General features: G+C 67.9%; 13 protein-coding genes. 6 read left to right on the forward strand and 7 right to left on the reverse strand.

Features of this window, described 5'->3' with window-relative positions; genetic code table 11:
- Positions 1-60: 60 nt before the first annotated feature.
- The 4 genes from gabT to glaH all read right to left on the reverse strand — a co-directional run bounded on the left by gabT (position 61) and on the right by glaH (position 5,218).
- Positions 61-1,335: a 4-aminobutyrate--2-oxoglutarate transaminase gene (gene gabT, locus CHC02_RS22455; RefSeq protein ID WP_089393623.1), complete on the reverse strand. Its 1,275-nt coding sequence runs from the start codon at positions 1,333-1,335 to the stop codon at positions 61-63.
- A 38-nt stretch (positions 1,336-1,373) separates the two neighbouring features.
- On the reverse strand, positions 1,374-2,822 hold the full coding sequence (gene gabD / locus CHC02_RS22460) for an NADP-dependent succinate-semialdehyde dehydrogenase (RefSeq protein ID WP_089393624.1): 1,449 nt from the start codon (positions 2,820-2,822) through the stop codon (positions 1,374-1,376).
- Between the two features lie 31 nt (positions 2,823-2,853).
- On the reverse strand, positions 2,854-4,119 hold the full coding sequence (lhgO, locus tag CHC02_RS22465; RefSeq protein ID WP_089393659.1) for an L-2-hydroxyglutarate oxidase: 1,266 nt from the start codon (positions 4,117-4,119) through the stop codon (positions 2,854-2,856).
- 121 nt (positions 4,120-4,240) lie between these two features.
- Entirely contained in the window at positions 4,241-5,218 is a 978-nt protein-coding gene (glaH, locus tag CHC02_RS22470; RefSeq protein WP_089393625.1) for a glutarate dioxygenase GlaH, read from the reverse strand.
- 193 nt (positions 5,219-5,411) lie between these two features.
- Here glaH and csiR point away from each other — a divergent pair, with 193 nt between their 5' ends.
- Entirely contained in the window at positions 5,412-6,113 is a 702-nt protein-coding gene (gene csiR / locus CHC02_RS22475; protein WP_176450341.1) for a DNA-binding transcriptional regulator CsiR, read from the forward strand.
- 242 nt (positions 6,114-6,355) lie between these two features.
- Positions 6,356-7,399, forward strand: coding sequence for a class I SAM-dependent methyltransferase (locus CHC02_RS22480; RefSeq protein WP_089393627.1), 1,044 nt, complete (start codon positions 6,356-6,358; stop codon positions 7,397-7,399).
- 330 nt (positions 7,400-7,729) lie between these two features.
- Here the strand turns inward: CHC02_RS22480 and CHC02_RS22485 are convergent, their stop codons facing one another.
- The 3 genes from CHC02_RS22485 to CHC02_RS22495 form a co-directional block, all read right to left on the reverse strand.
- Positions 7,730-8,746, reverse strand: a complete 1,017-nt coding sequence (locus CHC02_RS22485) for an AraC family transcriptional regulator (RefSeq protein ID WP_089393628.1) — start codon at positions 8,744-8,746, stop codon at positions 7,730-7,732.
- A gap of 162 nt (positions 8,747-8,908) precedes the next feature.
- Entirely contained in the window at positions 8,909-10,090 is a 1,182-nt protein-coding gene (locus tag CHC02_RS22490; RefSeq protein ID WP_089393629.1) for a vWA domain-containing protein, read from the reverse strand.
- 113 nt (positions 10,091-10,203) lie between these two features.
- Positions 10,204-11,049, reverse strand: a complete 846-nt coding sequence (locus tag CHC02_RS22495; protein ID WP_009623574.1) for an AAA family ATPase — start codon at positions 11,047-11,049, stop codon at positions 10,204-10,206.
- Between the two features lie 285 nt (positions 11,050-11,334).
- On the opposite strand from CHC02_RS22495, the gene cysK reads away from it, so the two are divergent.
- The 4 genes from cysK to aceK all read left to right on the forward strand — a co-directional run bounded on the left by cysK (position 11,335) and on the right by aceK (position 16,744).
- Entirely contained in the window at positions 11,335-12,309 is a 975-nt protein-coding gene (gene cysK, locus CHC02_RS22500) for a cysteine synthase A (protein WP_089393630.1), read from the forward strand.
- A gap of 174 nt (positions 12,310-12,483) precedes the next feature.
- Complete coding sequence (locus tag CHC02_RS22505) at positions 12,484-13,578, forward strand: polyamine ABC transporter substrate-binding protein (protein ID WP_089393631.1); 1,095 nt, start codon at positions 12,484-12,486, stop codon at positions 13,576-13,578.
- A 432-nt stretch (positions 13,579-14,010) separates the two neighbouring features.
- A complete protein-coding gene (locus CHC02_RS22510; RefSeq protein WP_089393632.1) occupies positions 14,011-14,904 on the forward strand; it encodes a DMT family transporter in 894 nt (297 codons plus the stop codon).
- Positions 14,905-15,019: 115 nt separating this feature from the next.
- On the forward strand, positions 15,020-16,744 hold the full coding sequence (gene aceK / locus CHC02_RS22515) for a bifunctional isocitrate dehydrogenase kinase/phosphatase (RefSeq protein ID WP_089393633.1): 1,725 nt from the start codon (positions 15,020-15,022) through the stop codon (positions 16,742-16,744).
- The last annotated feature ends 128 nt before the right edge of the window (positions 16,745-16,872 follow it).

Raw genomic sequence — 16,872 nt, forward strand, 5'->3', positions numbered from 1 at the left:
TTTGTTCTCTTCGGCGCGGCCCCTCCAGGGAAAGGGGCCGCGGCGCACGCGCAAGCGCAATCAGGCCAGTTCGTCGAAGCACTCGCCGATGATGCCCAGGCCGCGCTGCAGGTCGGCGTCGCTGACTGTCAGCGGCACGAGGATGCGCAGGACGTTGTAGTAGGTGCCGCAGGACAGCAGCACCAGGCCCTTGTCGCGGGCCTTGGCGACGATCTTGGCGGTCAGCTCGGCGGCCGGGCTCTGGCCGTCGGCTTCGAACAGCTCCACCGCGACCATGGCGCCGAGGATGCGCACTTCGCCGATGCTGGCGTGGCGCTCGCCGATCTGGCGCAGGCCGGCGCCGAGGATCTCGCCCACGGCCTTGGCGCGCTCCAGCAGGTTCTCCTGCTCGAAGGCCTCGATCACCGCCAGGGCGGCGGCGCAGGAGACCGGGTTGCCGGCGTAGGTGCCGCCCAGGCCGCCCGGGGCCACCGCGTCCATCAGCTCAGCCTTGCCGGCCACGCCGGCCAGCGGGAAGCCGCCGGCGATGGACTTGGCGAAGGTGGTCAGGTCGGCGGCGACGCCCATCTGCTCCATGGCGAAGAAGGTGCCGGTGCGGCCGGCGCCGGTCTGCACTTCGTCGGCGATCAGCACGATGCCGTGCTCGTCGCACAGGGCGCGCAGGCGCTGCATGAAGTCCTTCGGCGCCGGGTTGAAGCCACCCTCGCCCTGCACCGGCTCGAGGATGATCGCGGCGATGTCGCGCGGCTGCGCGTCGTTCTTGAAGATGCGCTCGATGCTGGCGATGGCGTCGTCCACCGACACACCATGCAGCGCGTTCGGGTACTGGGCGCGGAACACGCCGCCGGGCATCAGCCCCAGGCCGGCGGCGTACGGCACCACCTTGCCGGTCAGCGCCAGGGTGTAGTGGGTGCGGCCGTGGTAGGCGCCGGTGAAGGCGATCACGCCGCTGCGGCCGGTGGCGGCGCGGGCGATCTTGATGGCGTTCTCCACCGCTTCGGCGCCGGTGGTCACCAGCAGGGTCTTCTTCTCGAAGTCGCCGGGGACCATGCCGTTGATCTTCTCGGCCAGGGCCACGTAGCCCTCGTAGCCGAACACGTGGAAGCAGGTGTGGGTCAGCCTGGCCATCTGCGCCTGCACGGCGGCCATCACCTTCGGGTGCAGGTGGCCGGTGTTGAGCACGGCGATGCCGCCGGCGAAGTCCAGGTACTCGCGGCCTTCCACGTCCCAGATGGTGGCGTTCTCGGCGCGCTCGGCGTAGATCTGGTGGATCTGGCCGACGCCGCGCGGGATGGCGGCCATGCGCCGTTGTTGCAGGCTCTGGTTGCTGTTCATGCTGTCTCCAGGTCAGGAATGGGGTGGATGGACGCGCGTTACACGCCGATGCACAGGTATTTGATTTCCAGGTAGTCCTCGATGCCGTACTTGGAGCCTTCGCGCCCCAGGCCCGAGGCCTTGATGCCGCCGAAGGGGGCGACCTCGTTGGAGATGATCCCGGTGTTGATGCCGACGATGCCGTACTCCAGCGCCTCGCCGACGCGGAACACGCGGCCCAGGTCGCGGGCGTAGAAGTAGGCGGCCAGGCCGTACTCGGTGTCGTTGGACAGCTCGATCACCTCGGCCTCGTCCTTGAAGCGGAACAGCGGCGCCAGCGGGCCGAAGGTCTCGTCCTTGGAAACCAGGGCGTTCTTCGGCACGTCGACCAGGATGGTCGGTTCGAAGAAGGTGCCGCCCAGGGCGTGGGGCTTGCCGCCGGCGACGACCCTGGCACCCTTGCTCACGGCATCGGCGATGTGCTCCTGGACCTTGGCCACCGCCTTGGCGTCGATCAGCGGGCCGGTGGTCACGCCGCTTTCCAGGCCGTTGCCGATGTTCAGCTTGGCGACGGCGGCCTTGAGCTTCTCGACGAAGGCGTCGTACACGCCGTCCTGCACGTACAGGCGGTTGGCGCACACGCAGGTCTGGCCGTTGTTGCGGTACTTGGAGACCAGCGCGCCTTCGACGGCGGCATCCAGGTCGGCATCGTCGAAGACGATGAAGGGCGCGTTACCACCCAGCTCCAGGGACACCTTCTTGATGTCCTTGGCGCATTCGGCCATCAGCTGGCGGCCGATTTCGGTCGAGCCGGTGAAGGTCAGCTTGCGCACGATCGGGTTGCCGGTCAGCTCGCCGCCGACTTCACCGGCGCTGCCGGTGACCACGCTGAACACACCTTTGGGGATGCCGGCGCGCTCGGCCAGCTCGGCCAGGGCCAGGGCGGAATACGGAGTCTGCGAAGCGGGCTTGAGCACCATGGTGCAACCGGCGGCCAGGGCCGGGCCGGCTTTACGAGTGATCATCGCGGAAGGGAAGTTCCACGGGGTGATGGCCGCGGTGACGCCGATCGGCTGCTTGATCACCATCAGGCGCTTGTCCGGCTGGTGGCCGGGGATCATGTCGCCGTAGACGCGCTTGGCTTCCTCGGCGAACCATTCGAGGAAGGAGGCGGCGTAGGCGATCTCGCCCTTGGCCTCGGCCAGCGGCTTGCCCTGCTCGATGGTCATCAGGCGGGCCAGGTCATCCTGGTTCTCGATCATCAGCTCGAACCAGCGGCGCAGGCGGTTGGCGCGGTCCTTGGCGGTCAGCGCGCGCCAGGCCGGCAGGGCGCGGTCGGCGGCCTCGATGGCGCGGCGGGTCTCGGCGGCGCCCATCTTCGGCACGCTGCCGATGGTTTCGTTGGTGGCCGGGTTGTTGACCTTCAGGGTCTGGCCGTTGTCGGCATCCACCCAGGAACCGTCGATATAGGCCTGCTGGCGGAACAGGCTGGAGTCTTTGAGTTGCACGCTGTCTTCCTCGTTATCGGTGGCGGGCGGCTCAGCCGGCGGCCCGCAGGTTGCTGTCCAGGGTGATGTCCGGGGTGGCGGCCTTGGCGAAGTTGCCGCCCTGCGCGGCGACCTGCTCGCGGACCTTCTCGACGATGTAGGCGCCGATCGGGATGGAAGAGGTGGCCGCCGGCGACGGCGCGTTGCAGACGTTGACGCTGCGCTTGGTATTCACGAAGAGGAAGTCGTCGATCAGCTTGCCGTCGCGCGACACCGCCTGGGCGCGCACGCCCGCCGGGTACTCGGTGAGGTCGGCCTTGACGATGCTCGGGCAGTACTTCTGCACTTCCTTCAGGTAGCCGCCCTTGAACAGCGAGTTCTTCATCTCGATCAGGCCCGGGCGCAGGTTCTTCGCCAGCACCTTGAGGATGCCCGGCGTGGTCAGGGTCTCGAACAGGTCGGAGAGGCTGATGTCGCGCTTGCGGTAACCCTCGCGCTTCATCGCCAGCACGGCGTTGGGGCCGACGGTGACGGTGCCGTCGATCATCCGCGTCAGGTGCACGCCGAGGAACGGCATGGACGGATCGGGGATCGGGTAGATCAGGTGGTTGACGATCTGGTTGTGCTGCCTGGGCAGCAGGTAGTACTCGCCACGGAACGGGCAGATGATGAACTCCGGCTGCAGGCCGAGCATGCGCACGATGCGGTCGGCCGTCAGGCCCGAGCAGGTGACCAGGTAGCGGCCACGGAACTCGTTGTCGGTGGTGCGCACCACCACCTCGTCGGCGCGCTCGTCCAGCGCCGTCACCTCGGCGTCGTAGCGGATCTCGCCACCGGCGGCCTGGAACTCGCGGCCCATGGCGGCGGTGACTTCGGCGTAGCTGACGATGCCGCTGGAGGGCACGAAGATGCCGCCCATGCCGACGATGTTCGGCTCGCGCTCGCGCAGCTCGCCGGCGCTCAGCCAGTGGCGCTCCAGGCCGTTGGCGGCGGTGCGTTCCCAGAGCGCCTTCATGCGCTCCATCTCCAGCTCGTTGGTGGCCACCAGCAGCTTGCCGCATTCGTCGTAGCGGATGCCGTGCTTGTCGCAGAAGGCCTTGGTGGCCTTGTTGCCGGCCAGGCAGAACTTCGCCTTGAGGCTGCCGGGGGTGTAGTAGACGCCGGCGTGGATCACGCCGCTGTTGTGCCCGGTCTGGTGGCGCGCCGGGCCGGCTTCCTTCTCCAGCAGGAGGATCTTCGCGTCCGGGTAGACCTGGGTGAGTTGCATCGCGGTGGACATGCCGACGATGCCGCCGCCGATGATGATGAAATCGTACACAGCCATTACCTCGCGCACTGGCTCAGCTGAAAAAACTCCACAGGAGGGGCCGGCGGCGGAGGTCGTGCGCGGACGCTTCGCCAGCCGGCCCTCCCCTGTGGAAAGGGTGACGCGTTGGGGATTACTGGCCGCGCTGGTACAGCGGTTTCTGGTAGGCGATGTAGCCGCGCTGGCGCATCAGCTCGCGGCGCAGGCCCTCGTGCGGGGTGAAGCGGTCGCGGCCGTGCAGCCAGAACAGGTTGTTGATCAGCAGGAAGCAGCCCTGGGGCACCGGCACCGAGAGCTTGGCCGGGCTGGTCTCCAGGGAGTCGGACAGGGCGTTCAGCCAGATGCCCTCCTCGAAGTCCTTCGGCTGCACGAACTGGTCGATGTAGCGCATGGTCGGGCGGCCTTCGGCGTCGCAGTCGAACACCGCGTGGAACACGTCCTCGCTGACCTTCTTGCTCGGCGGCGCGGTCCAGCGCATCTCGCGGCGGGCCAGCGGGTGGCGGTAGAACTCGTCCAGCTCGGCCCAGTCGTCCAGGTGCAGCAGCAGGGAGTTGCCGCCTTCCATGTTCTTTTCTTCGATCTTCATCATCAGCACGTAATCGGTGATCTGATTCACGAAGGTGCCGTCGTTGTGCAGCTCCATCACGCGGTGCGGCTGGCGCAGGTAGCTGTCGGAGTTGTCGCTGTTGACCACCACGAAGCGGGCGTAGAACTGGCCGCTCATGGCGTCGTAGTTGGAGCGGCCGACCAGGTGCGCCACGGCGGTGGAGAACTTGACCATGTCCTCGGCCTGGGCCACGTCGTCCAGGCCCAGGGGCTTGACCAGCATGCCGCCGGTGGCGCGGTCGAGGATGCTGTTCAGCAGCACCGGGCGCAGGGTGCCTTCGCACAGCTCGTCGAGAATCTGGGCGACGCGGAAGCGCAGGAACGACTTGTACTCCAGGGCCTGTACCGGCCACTGCGCCACCGCCTCGACGAAGGCCTGCACGGTCTCGCGGGCGAAGGTCAGCTCGAGCAGACGCGGCGACTGCGCCGAAGGCGCTACCGAGTAGCCGCGGGTCTCCAGCGGCAGGGGCATGGCGAGGTCCTGGATGGAGGTGAAGGCGTTCATGGCGGTGTCCTGGCAATGATGGGTTGGCGCCGTCCGGCAATGACCTGGATCAGGCGGGCAGGAGAAAAATATCGCCACAAACTAAAAATGTCTACATTTTTATTTTTCAGCGACAAACACTCGCCTTGTCTATTGTTTTTCGTCCATACGACATTTGGGTATGATCCAGCGCAAATCCCCACAGGAGCTGGATTTGGAAGCGATCGCCCCCCGACAGAACTCCGCCGTCAGCGGTTACGAGTGGCTCAAGAAGGACATCATCCGCGGCGTCTTCAAACCGGGCGAGAAGCTGCTGATGAGCACCCTGAAGGAGCGCTACGACCTGGGCGTGGGCCCGCTGCGCGAGGCCCTGTCGCAACTGGTGGCCGAGCACCTGGTGGTCGCCATCAGCCAGAAGGGCTACCGCGTCGCGCCCATGTCGCTGGAGGAGATGAAGGACATCTACGACGCCCGCGCCAACCTGGAGGCGATGATCGTCGGCCTGGCCATCCAGCGCGGCGACGACGCCTGGGAAGCGCAGGTGCTGGCGCATTCGCACACCCTGGCCAAGGTGGTGGAGGTGAAGACCCGCGAGCAGCGCCTGGACGTCTGGGACGAGCGGCACAAGGCCTTCCACACGGCCATCGCCCAGGGCTGCGGCTCCAAGCACCTGCTGCAGGCGCGCACCTACCTGTTCGACCAGGCCGAGCGCTACCGCCACCTGTGGCTGACGCACACGGTGTTCTCGGAGGAAGCCCTGGAGCTCAAGCGCCAGGAACACGCCGCGCTGGTCGAGGCGATCCTCGCCCGCGACGCCGCGCGCGCCAGCGAGATGATGCGCAACCACCTGATGACGCCGGTGCCGATCATCGCGCAGATCATGCGCAACGGCGGCCTGGGCGAAGCCGCCCGCTGACGCCGGGCGTCGGCCGGCGCCACCCGCCGCGGCCGCCGCGCTAGACTGGAACGACGCCCCGCCGAGGGGCCGCCCGCCCCGGGCCGGCAATGACGCGCGAACCGCGGCTGCCGGCACGCGCCCGTCCCGGGCCGGCGCCTGCCCTGCCCCGTCGTTCGCCTCGCGTACGGAGAACCGGCACCTCCCGCCATCCACCCGGAGCCCCCGCCGCCGCGCGGGCGCCCGACAGCGGAGGAGCTACCATGGACGAAGCCAAACTCAACGACTTCATGGGCCGCCTGGTCGCCGACATGGGCGGCGCGGCCATGCTGGCGAACGTCATCCTCGGCGACGAACTGGGCCTGTACCGGGCCATGGCCGACAACCAGCCGGTAAGCCCGCAGGCCCTGGCCGAACGCACCGGCTGCAACCCGCGGCTGCTGCGCGAATGGCTCAGCGCCCAGGCCGCCGCCGGCTACCTGGAACACGAAGGCGGCAACTTCCGCCTGCCCGAGGAACAGGCCATGGCCCTGGCCGTCGAGGACTCGCCGGTGTACGTGGCCGGCGGCGCCGGCGTGCTGGCCTCGCTGTACCAGGACAAGGACAAGCTGGTGGCCGCCATGCGCGGCGACGGCGCCCTGCCCTGGGGCGACCACCACCCCTGCCTGTTCCGCGGCACCGAACGCTTCTTCCGCCCCGGCTACCGCGCGCATCTTGTAGAGGAGTGGCTGCCGGCGCTGGACGAGGTGGTGGCCAAGCTGCAGCGCGGCGCCCAGGTGGCCGACATCGGCTGCGGCCACGGCGCCTCCACGGTGATCATGGCCCAGGCCTTCCCGGCCTCGCGCTTCGCCGGCTTCGACTACCACGCCCCCTCGGTGGAAACCGCCAGCCAGCGCGCCCGCGAGGCCGGCGTCGAGGACCGGGTGAGCTTCGCCAGGGCCAGCGCCAAGGACTACCTGGGCGAGTACGACCTGATCTGCTATTTCGACTGCCTGCACGACATGGGCGACCCGGTGGGCGCCGCCCGCCACGCCCTGCGCCACCTGGCGCCGGACGGCACGGTGCTGCTGGTGGAGCCCTACGCTGGCGACCGCCTGGAGGACAACCTGACGCCCATCGGCAAGCTGTTCTACGCCGCCTCGACCTTCATCTGCACGCCCAACTCGCTGTCCCAGGAAGTGGGCCTGGGCCTGGGCGCCCAGGCCGGCGAGGCAAGGCTGCGCGCGGTGTTCGAGGAAGCCGGGTTCACCCGCTTCCGCCGGGCGGCGGAAACGCCGTTCAACCTGATCCTCGAAGCGCGGCCATGAGGGGTCGGTCGTAGGAACAACTGCCTTGCAGGCCGCGCCGGGCTGCTCGCTCCTACGAGAAGCCGTGCCCGCCGGTACGTTCGGCTATCGCGGATAAGATCCGCTCCTACGCCATTCCCGGCACCGTGCCTCCTGTAGGAGCGGGCCCTGCCCGCGAATCGCGCGCAGGGCGCGCTCCTACATGGGAATGGCGCAGGTGGAATTGCGTAGGGCGAATAACCGTTCGCGGTTATCCGCCGTTGGCCGAAACACCGCTGCCCGACGACAACGGCGGATAACGCCATAGGCGTTATGCGCCCTACGGGTTGGAATGGCGTGGGTGGGTGCCACTCAGGCCCGGAAATGGCTCGGCGGCTGGCCGCTCCAGCGCTGGAAGGCGTGGCGCAGGCTGGCGGTTTCGCTGAAGCCGAGTTCCTCGGCGATGCGGTAGATGGGCATGTCGCCGTCCTGCAGCAGCTCCTTGGCGCGGGCGAAGCGCAGTTCGTCGAGCAGTTGCTGGTAGCTGGTCTGCTGTTGCTGCAGGTGGCGGCGCAGGCTGCGCGAGGAGCAGTTCAGGCGCCGCGCCAGTTCCTCCAGGCCCGGCGGCGACTGCAGGCGCTCGCCGAGGATGCCGCGGACCTTGTCCAGCCAGGCGCGGCGGGCGGCCAGGTCGACGTTCTGGCGGCGGCACTGTTCGAGCATCTCGCGGTGCGTCACCGGGTCGGCCAGCGGCAGGCGGCGCTCCAGCCAGGCGGCGGGGAAACCGAGGGCGCTGCGCGAGGCGCCGAAGCGCAGGTCGCAGGCGAAGCCCTCGGCGTAGGCGGCCTCGCGCTCGGGCGGGCCGGCATAGTCGAACTCGGCGCACAGCAGTTCCAGCGGCTGGCCCAGCAGGTCGCCGCAGGTGACCTTCATCGACCCCAGGCACAGCTCGGTGTTGAACGGCCGCAGGGCCTCGTCCTCGCTGTAGCCGGTGGCCACCAGCCAGGCCACCTCGCCCTCCACCTGCAGCGACAGGTGGAAGTAGGTGCCCAGCAGCACCGGGTAGCTCAGGCCGATGCGCAGGGCCTCGCCCAGGGTCGGCGCCGAGAGCAGCGCGTAGCCCAGCAGGCCGTAGGCGGAAATCCGCGTGCGCAGGCCCAGGCGCAGGCCCAGGGCGGGCTCGGCGGCCAGGCGCTCGGCGTTGGCGAACACCTGCTGCTCCTGCCAGGGGCTGACCAGCCGGCGCAGGTCCACCAGGTCGTCGGCGGTGATGCCGCTGCCTTCGAGGATGCTATCGCGCCCATGGCCTTCGGCTTCCAGCAGGGAAACCGTCAGCGTGGTCATGTGCAGGGAGTTGAGCCAGGTGTTGCGGGAGAAGGTTGCGATCATGTCTTGCCCATCGGTGCGCTGCGCCGTGCCCGCGATGTTACCGTCGCGGGCACGGGATTTGGCAAGGCAAAGGCGGCAATTGTAGGAGCGGGCCCTGCCCGCGATTCGCGCGCAGGGCGCGCTCCTACAGGGGAGCGCGATGGTTGGCGCAGCTCAGTGGGCTCAACCACGCGAAAGGAAGCGCATCCCCTCTTCCAGCCCGCGCAGGGTCAGCGGGTACATCTGGTCCTTCACCAGTTCGCGCACCAGGTTGGTGGAGGCGGTGTAGTTCCAGGTGTCCTTCGGGTAGGGGTTGATCCAGATGAGCTTCTTGTACTTCTCCATGAAGCGCTGCATCCACACGTAGCCGGCTTCCTCGTTCCAGTGCTCGACGCTGCCGCCGGCCTGGGTGATCTCGTAGGGCGCCATGGCCGCGTCGCCGACGAACACCACCTTGTAGTCCGCCCCGTACTTGTGCAGCAGGTCGAAGGTGGCGGTACGCTCGTTGGTGCGGCGCAGGTTGTTCTTCCACACCGATTCGTAGATGAAGTTGTGGAAGTAGAAATACTCCAGGTGCTTGAACTCGGTCTTGCAAGCCGAGAACAGCTCCTCGCAGACCTTCACGTGGGCGTCCATCGAGCCGCCGATGTCCAGCAGCAGCAGGAGCTTCACGGTGTTGCGCCGCTCCGGGCGCATCTGGATGTTCAGCAGCCCGGCGTCCTTCGCCGTGTGGTCGATGGTGCCGTCGATGTCCAGCTCTTCCGCCGCGCCCTCGCGGGCGAACTTGCGCAGGCGGCGCAGGGCGATCTTGATGTTGCGGGTGCCCAGCTCGACCTGGTCGTCGAGGTTCTTGTACTCGCGCTGGTCCCACACCTTGGCCGCCTTGCCCTGGCGCTTGCCGGCATCGCCGACGCGAATGCCCTCGGGGTTGAAACCGCCGGAGCCGAACGGGCTGGTGCCGCCGGTGCCGATCCACTTGTTGCCGCCGGCGTGGCGTTCCTTCTGCTCCTCGAGACGCTTCTTGAACTCCTCGATGAGCTTGTCCAGGCCGCCCAGGGACTGGATCTGCGCGCGCTCCTCGTCGGTCAGCAGGCGCTCGAACTCCTTGCGCAGCCATTCCTCGGGAATCAGCGCCTTGAGGTGGTCGTCAAGCTTCTCCAGGCCCTTGAAGTAGGCGCCGAAGGCCCGGTCGAACTTATCGAAATGGCGCTCGTCCTTCACCATGATGGTACGGGCGAGGTAGTAGAACTCGTCCATGTCGGCGAACACCACGCGGTGCTGGAGCGCATCGATCAGGTCCAGCAGCTCGCGCACCGACACCGGCACCTTGGCCGCGCGCATTTCGTTGAACAGGTTGAGCAGCATGGCTGCACCCTCTCATGAAGCATTGCTCTTGTAGGAGCGAGCTTGCTCGCGAACCCTGCGACCCCGCAAAGAGCTTCGCGAGCCAGCTCGCGCCTACGAAGAGCCGGTCAAATTCAGCGCGAAGCGCGGCGGCTCATGAAGGCGAGACGTTCCAGCAGCTGCACGTCCTGCTCGTTTTTCACCAGGGCCCCGGCCAGCGGCGGGATGGCCTTGGTCGGGTCGCGCTCGCGCAGCACCGCCTCGCCGATGTCGTCGGCCATCAGCAGCTTCAGCCAGTCCACCAGTTCGCTGGTGGAGGGCTTCTTCTTCAGGCCCGGCACCTTGCGCACGTCGAAGAAGATGTCCAGCGCCTCGCTGACCAGCGAGGCCTTGATGCCCGGGTAGTGCACGTCGACGATCTTCTGCAGCGTCTCGCGGTCGGGGAAGGCGATGTAGTGGAAGAAGCAGCGGCGCAGGAAGGCGTCGGGCAGCTCCTTCTCGTTGTTCGAGGTGATGATGATGATCGGGCGCTGCCTGGCCTTGATGGTCTCGTTGGTCTCGTAGACGTAGAACTCCATCTTGTCGAGTTCCTGCAGCAGGTCGTTGGGGAACTCGATGTCGGCCTTGTCGATCTCGTCGATCAGCAGGATGACGCGCTCGTCGGCCTCGAAGGCCTCCCAGAGCTTGCCCTTCTTGATGTAGTTGCGCACGTCGTGGACCTTGTCCACGCCCAGCTGCGAGTCGCGCAGGCGGCTCACCGCGTCGTACTCGTAGAGGCCCTGGTGGGCCTTGGTGGTGGACTTGATGTGCCAGGTGATCAGCTTGGCGCCGAAGGCTTCGGCCAGCTGCTCGGCGAGCATGGTCTTGCCGGTGCCCGGCTCGCCCTTCACCAGCAGCGGGCGCTGCAGGGTGATGGAGGCGTTGACCGCCAGCTTGAGGTCGTCGGTGGCGACGTAGGACTGGGTGCCTTCGAACTTCATCGGGGAATCCTCGAACGGTATCGGCCGGGCCGCGGCCCGGGCTGCGGGAACAGGGGGGACAGACTGCGACTATACCGCGCAGTTCGGGCGACTGTGAACGCAGGCATGGCATTCAGTCACTGAATGCACGGCCGCCAATCCATTCGTCGAACGCCGTCGGCGCCGCTCCACCCTCGCATCCCGCCGCCGTCGCGGGACCGATCTTTCCGCCGGTTTCACGGCTTTACGGCCAGGGCGCCGGGGAATAGGCTGGTGGGTCAGCATCGATCCACAAGGACACCCATCATGAGCCGCATCTTCGCAGACAACGCGCAGTCCATCGGCAACACGCCGCTGGTCCAGATCAACCGCCTGGCCCCGCGCGGCGTCACCATCCTGGCCAAGATCGAGGGCCGCAACCCCGGCTACTCGGTGAAGTGCCGCATCGGCGCCAGCATGATCTGGGATGCCGAGTCCAGCGGCCGGCTGAAACCGGGCATGACCATCGTCGAGCCGACCTCCGGCAACACCGGCATCGGCCTGGCCTTCGTCGCCGCCGCGCGCGGCTACAGGCTGGTGCTGACCATGCCCGCCTCCATGAGCCTGGAGCGGCGCAAGGTGCTCAAGGCCCTGGGCGCCGAGCTGGTCCTCACCGAGCCGGCCAAGGGCATGAAGGGCGCCATCGCCAAGGCCGAGGAGCTGGTGGCCGGGAACCCCGGGCAGTACTTCATGCCGGCGCAGTTCGACAACCCGGCCAACCCGGCGATCCACGAGAAGACCACCGGCCCGGAGATCTGGAACGACACCGACGGCGCGGTGGACGTGCTGGTGGCCGGCGTCGGCACCGGCGGCACCCTCACCGGCGTGTCGCGCTTCATCAAGAACACCAGGGGCAAGCCGATCCTCTCGGTGGCGGTGGAGCCGACCAGCTCGCCGGTGATCAGCCAGACCCTCGCCGGCGAGGAGGTCAAGCCCTCGCCGCACAAGATCCAGGGCATCGGCGCCGGCTTCGTGCCGAAGAACCTAGACCTGGCCATGGTCGACCGCGTCGAGCTGGTCGGCGACGACGAGGCCCGCAGCATGGCCCAGCGCCTGATGCACGAGGAAGGCATCCTCTGCGGCATCTCCTGCGGCGCCGCCATGGCCGCCGCCGTGCGCCTGGCCGAGGAGCCGTCGATGCAGGGCAAGACCATCGTGGTCATCCTGCCCGACTCGGCCGAGCGCTACCTGTCGAGCATGCTCTTCGAGGGCGTGTTCGAAGAACAGGAAATGGTCCAGTAGGCCCTGCGCGCCGCCCCGCCGCGGGGCGGCGCCCCGCCCCGCGGCCCTTTGCCACTGTCTGCGGACCCGCGGGCAACCGCGCCCCCTCCACATCCTCCGGCAATCCGGTTATTCCTTGAGCAGCCGTGGCCCAACCCCGGCCGCGCCACTACCGCTTGCCGTCAGGAAACAACAATGAAAACGACCGCACCGCTGTCCAGTGCCCTCGCGCTTTCCCTCACCCTGGGCGCCGCCGGCGCACAGGCCGAGACCCTGAAGATCTACAACTGGTCCGACTACATCGCCCCGGACACCGTCGCCACCTTCGGCAAGGAAACCGGCATCCAGACCACCTACGACGTCTACGACAGCAACGAGACGCTGGATGGCAAGCTGATGACCGGCAAGTCCGGCTACGACATCGTGGTGCCGTCCAACCACTTCATGGCCAAGCAGATCCAGGCCGGCGCGCTGAAGAAGCTGGACAAGAGCCAGCTACCCAACTGGAAGAACCTCAACCCGGTGCTGATGAAGGCCCTGGAGGTCAACGACCCGGGCAACCAATACGGCTTCCCCTACCTGTGGGGCACCACCGGCATCGGCTACAACCCGGCCAAGGTCAGGGAAGTGCTGGGCACCGACGCACCGGTCGACTCCTGGGACCTGTTCTTCAAGCCCGAGTACATGCAGAAGCTGGCCAAGTGCGGCGTCGCCGTGCTGGACAACGGCCCCGAGCTGCTGCCCATCGCCCTGAACTACCTGGGCCTGCCGCACCACAGCCAGAACGCCGAGGACTACAAGAAGGCCGAGGCGGCGCTGCTGAAGGTGCGCCCCTACATCGCCTACTTCCACTCCTCGAAGTACGTCAGCGACCTGGCCAACGGCAACATCTGCGTGGCCGTCGGCTTTTCCGGCGACATCCTGCAGGCCGCCACCCGCGCCAGGGAAGCCAACAACGGCATCGAGATCCACTACTCCACGCCCAAGGAAGGCTCGCCGCTGTGGTTCGACATGGTCGCCATGCCGGCCGACGCGCCCGACGAGAAGGCCGCCTACGCCTTCATGAACTACCTGCTGCGCCCCGACGTCATGGCCGGCATCAGCAACTACGTGCACTACGCCAACGGCAACCTGGCCGCCGAGCCGCTGGTGGACGCGGCGATCAAGGCCGACCCGGCGATCTACCCGCCGCAGGACAAGATGGCCAAGCTGTTCGCCCTGCAGTCCATGCCGATGAAGATCGACCGCCTGCGCACCCGCATCTGGACCAACGTCAAGACCGGCAAGTAAGGCCCCACGGGCTCCCGCCGCGGCGGGGGCCCGTTGCCTGGCGAATCGTCGCCGGGCTCGCGCGCCTGGCGCGAAACTCTCGTTCCCCCTCGCCTTCGCCCACAGGCGCCGCTATAGTCTGCCTCGACGCCACCACCACCCAGAGCCCGGCCATGCCCCTCTCCCACGCGAACCTCGCCCTCTCCATCGCCGCCCGCGGCGAGGCCGGTGCGCGCCCGCGTGGTGCCGTCGCCCTCCTGTCGCCTCCCGTCGTCGCTGCTGTCGCAGCGCCTCCGCCCCCGTGCGTAGCGGCCTGCCCGCCGCCGGGCGCCAGCGCTTTCTGACAGCGCCCCAGCGCCTTTCCTGAACGCATCGCCGCCGCGCCCGCGCGCCGCGGACTGCATCCGGCCGCCTGCCCGCCAGCCGGCCACCGCTTGCAAGACAGGTGACGACATGTCCCGAATCAACGCTTCCACCCTGGTCGGCGTGACCAGCTCCAGCCTCTTCGTGCTGCTCTGGAGCAGCGCCGCCATCGCCTCCAAGTGGGGCCTGGCCCATGCCTCGCCGCTGGCCTTCCTCATCGGCCGCTTCGCCATCGCCCTGGCCGCCCTGCTGGCCCTCGGCCCGCTGCTCGGCCTGCGCCTGCCGCGGCAGCCGCGCGAGCGCCGCCGCGCCCTGCTCACCGGCCTGGTGCTGCTGGGCTTCTACCCGATCTTCTACGTCTGGGCCCTGCAACTGCAGGTCACCCCGGGGATGATCGCCACCCTGCTCGGCGTGCAGCCGATCCTCACCGGCCTGCTCACCGAACGGCGCTTCGGCGCCACCCGCCTGGCCGGGCTGCTGCTCGGCCTGGGCGGGCTGGTACTGGTGGTCTGGCAAGGCATGGGCCTCGCCGGCCTGTCCGTCGCCGGCCTGGGCTGCGCGCTGCTGGCGCTGCTGGGCATCACCCTCGGCACCCTCCTGCAGAAGGGCCTGAGCGAAAGCCCGCTGGGCAGCCTGCCGCTGCAGTACGTGGCCGGCCTCGCGCTGTGCCTGGTGCTGCTGCCGACGCAGCCGCTGCACTTCGACTGCAGCCTGGAGCTGATCGCCAGCCTGCTGTGGATGGGCCTGCTGATCTCGGTGGGCGCCACCCTGCTGCTCTACCGGCTGATCGCGCGCGGCAACCTGGTGCAGGTCACCAGCCTGTTCTACCTGGTGCCGGCGGTGACCGCGCTGCTGGACTACCTGGCCTTCGGCAACCGCCTGGGCGCCCTCAGCCTGCTGGGCATGGGGCTGATCGTGCTCGGCCTGCTGCTGGTGTTCCGCCCACGGCCGGAGCGCGCCGAGGCACTGGCCGAGCGACGCTGAACGGACGGGGGCGGCAGCGCCCCCGTTTCCCCGACCGCCCGGTCACCCACGGCGCTTTCGCCGCCCACGGAGTCTGGCTAAGCTCGCTGCACAGGACACGCACGAGAGGCGCGCCATGCTCCACGCCCAGATCGCCCAGACCATCCTCGACGGCTTCGACGTCTACCGCGAGCGCTTCAAGCAGATCACCGACGGCGCCCAGGAGCGCTTCGAGCGGGCGCAGTGGCAGGAAATCCAGCGCACCTCCGCCGAGCGCATCAACCTCTACGAGGAAAAGGTCGGCGAGACCGTGGCCCGCGTCACCGCCGACTTCGACCCGGGGGCATTGCTGGACGTGGAGCGCTGGCCGCTGATCAAGAGCGCCTACATCGGCCTGATCGACCCGCGCAACGACGACGAGCTGGCGGAAACCTGGTTCAACTCGATCTTCTGCGGGCTGTTCAGCCACGACAACATCAGCGACGGCACCATGTTCGTGCACACCACGCGGCCGTCGCTGCGCGCCCACGCCCGCGACCCGCACACCCGCCTCTACCGGCCCCAGGGCCACCTGCGGCGGGCGCTGCAGCAGGTTTTCGCCGACTACCGCTTCCAGGTGCCCTACGAGGACGCCGAAGGCGACCTGGCGCGCCTGGACGCCCTGCTGCACAGCAACCTGCCCGACTGGGTGTGCAAGGACCCGGACCTGGCCCTGGAGCTGATCGGCTCGGTGTTCTACCGCAACAAGGGCGCCTACCTGGTGGGCCGCCTGTACACCCCCGACGAGCAGTGGCCGCTGGTGTTCCCGCTGATCCACCGCGAAGGCCAGGGCATCCGCTTCGACACCGTGATCACCGACGAGGCGGAGGTGTCGATCATCTTCTCCTTCACCCGCTCCTACTTCATGGTCGACGTGCCGGTGCCGGCGGAGCTGGTGGCCTTCCTCAAGCGCCTGCTGCCGGGCAAGCACATCGCCGAGCTGTACACCTCCATCGGCTTCTACAAGCAGGGCAAGAGCGAGTTCTACCGCGCCCTGATCAACCACCTGGCGACCACCGACGACCGCTTCGTCATGGCCCCCGGGGTGCGCGGCATGGTGATGAGCGTGTTCACCCTGCCCGGCTTCAACACCGTGTTCAAGATCATCAAGGACAACTTCAACCCGGCCAAGACCGTCGACCACGCCACCGTGGTGCAGAAATACCAGCTGGTGAAGAACCACGACCGCGTCGGCCGCCTGGCCGACACCCAGCAGTTCGCCGACTTCCGCTTCCCGGTGGGCAAGTTCGACCCCGAGTGCCTGGCCGAGCTGCTGGAGGTGGCGCCCTCCACCGTGGTGCTGGAGGGCGACGTGGTGCTGATCCGCCACTGCTGGACCGAACGCCGCATGACCCCGCTCAACCTCTACCTGGAGCACGCCACCGAGGCCCAGGTGCACGAGGCGCTGTACGACTACGGCCTGGCCATCAAGCAGCTGGCGGCGGCGAACATCTTCCCCGGCGACATGCTGCTGAAGAACTTCGGCGTCACCCGCCACGGCCGCGTGGTGTTCTACGACTACGACGAGATCAGCTACCTCACCGAGGTGAACTTCCGCCACATCCCGCCGCCGCGCTACGAGGAGGACGAGATGTCGTCCGAGCCCTGGTACTCGGTGGGGCCGATGGACGTGTTCCCCGAGGAGTTCCCGCGCTTCCTGTTCGTCGACCTGAAGCTGCGCCGGCTGTTCGCCAAGCTGCACGGCGACCTCTACGACGCCGACTACTGGAAGGGCCTGCAGGCGCAGATACGGGCGGGCAAGGTGATAGACGTGTTCCCCTACCGGCGCAACGAGTTGCCGGAGAAGGCGCTGGCGGAGTAGGCGCTTGTTTTTGCGAATGGGGTTTCCCGGTGACTATGGTGTTTCGGGTGAACTCCGTTCCCTCTCCCTAACCCTCTCCCTGAAGGGAGAGGGGACCGTTAGGTGAATGTGGATATTTCGGCGTCAGC

It is taken from the genome of Pseudomonas delhiensis, assembly GCF_900187975.1.
Classification (GTDB): domain Bacteria; phylum Pseudomonadota; class Gammaproteobacteria; order Pseudomonadales; family Pseudomonadaceae; genus Pseudomonas; species Pseudomonas delhiensis.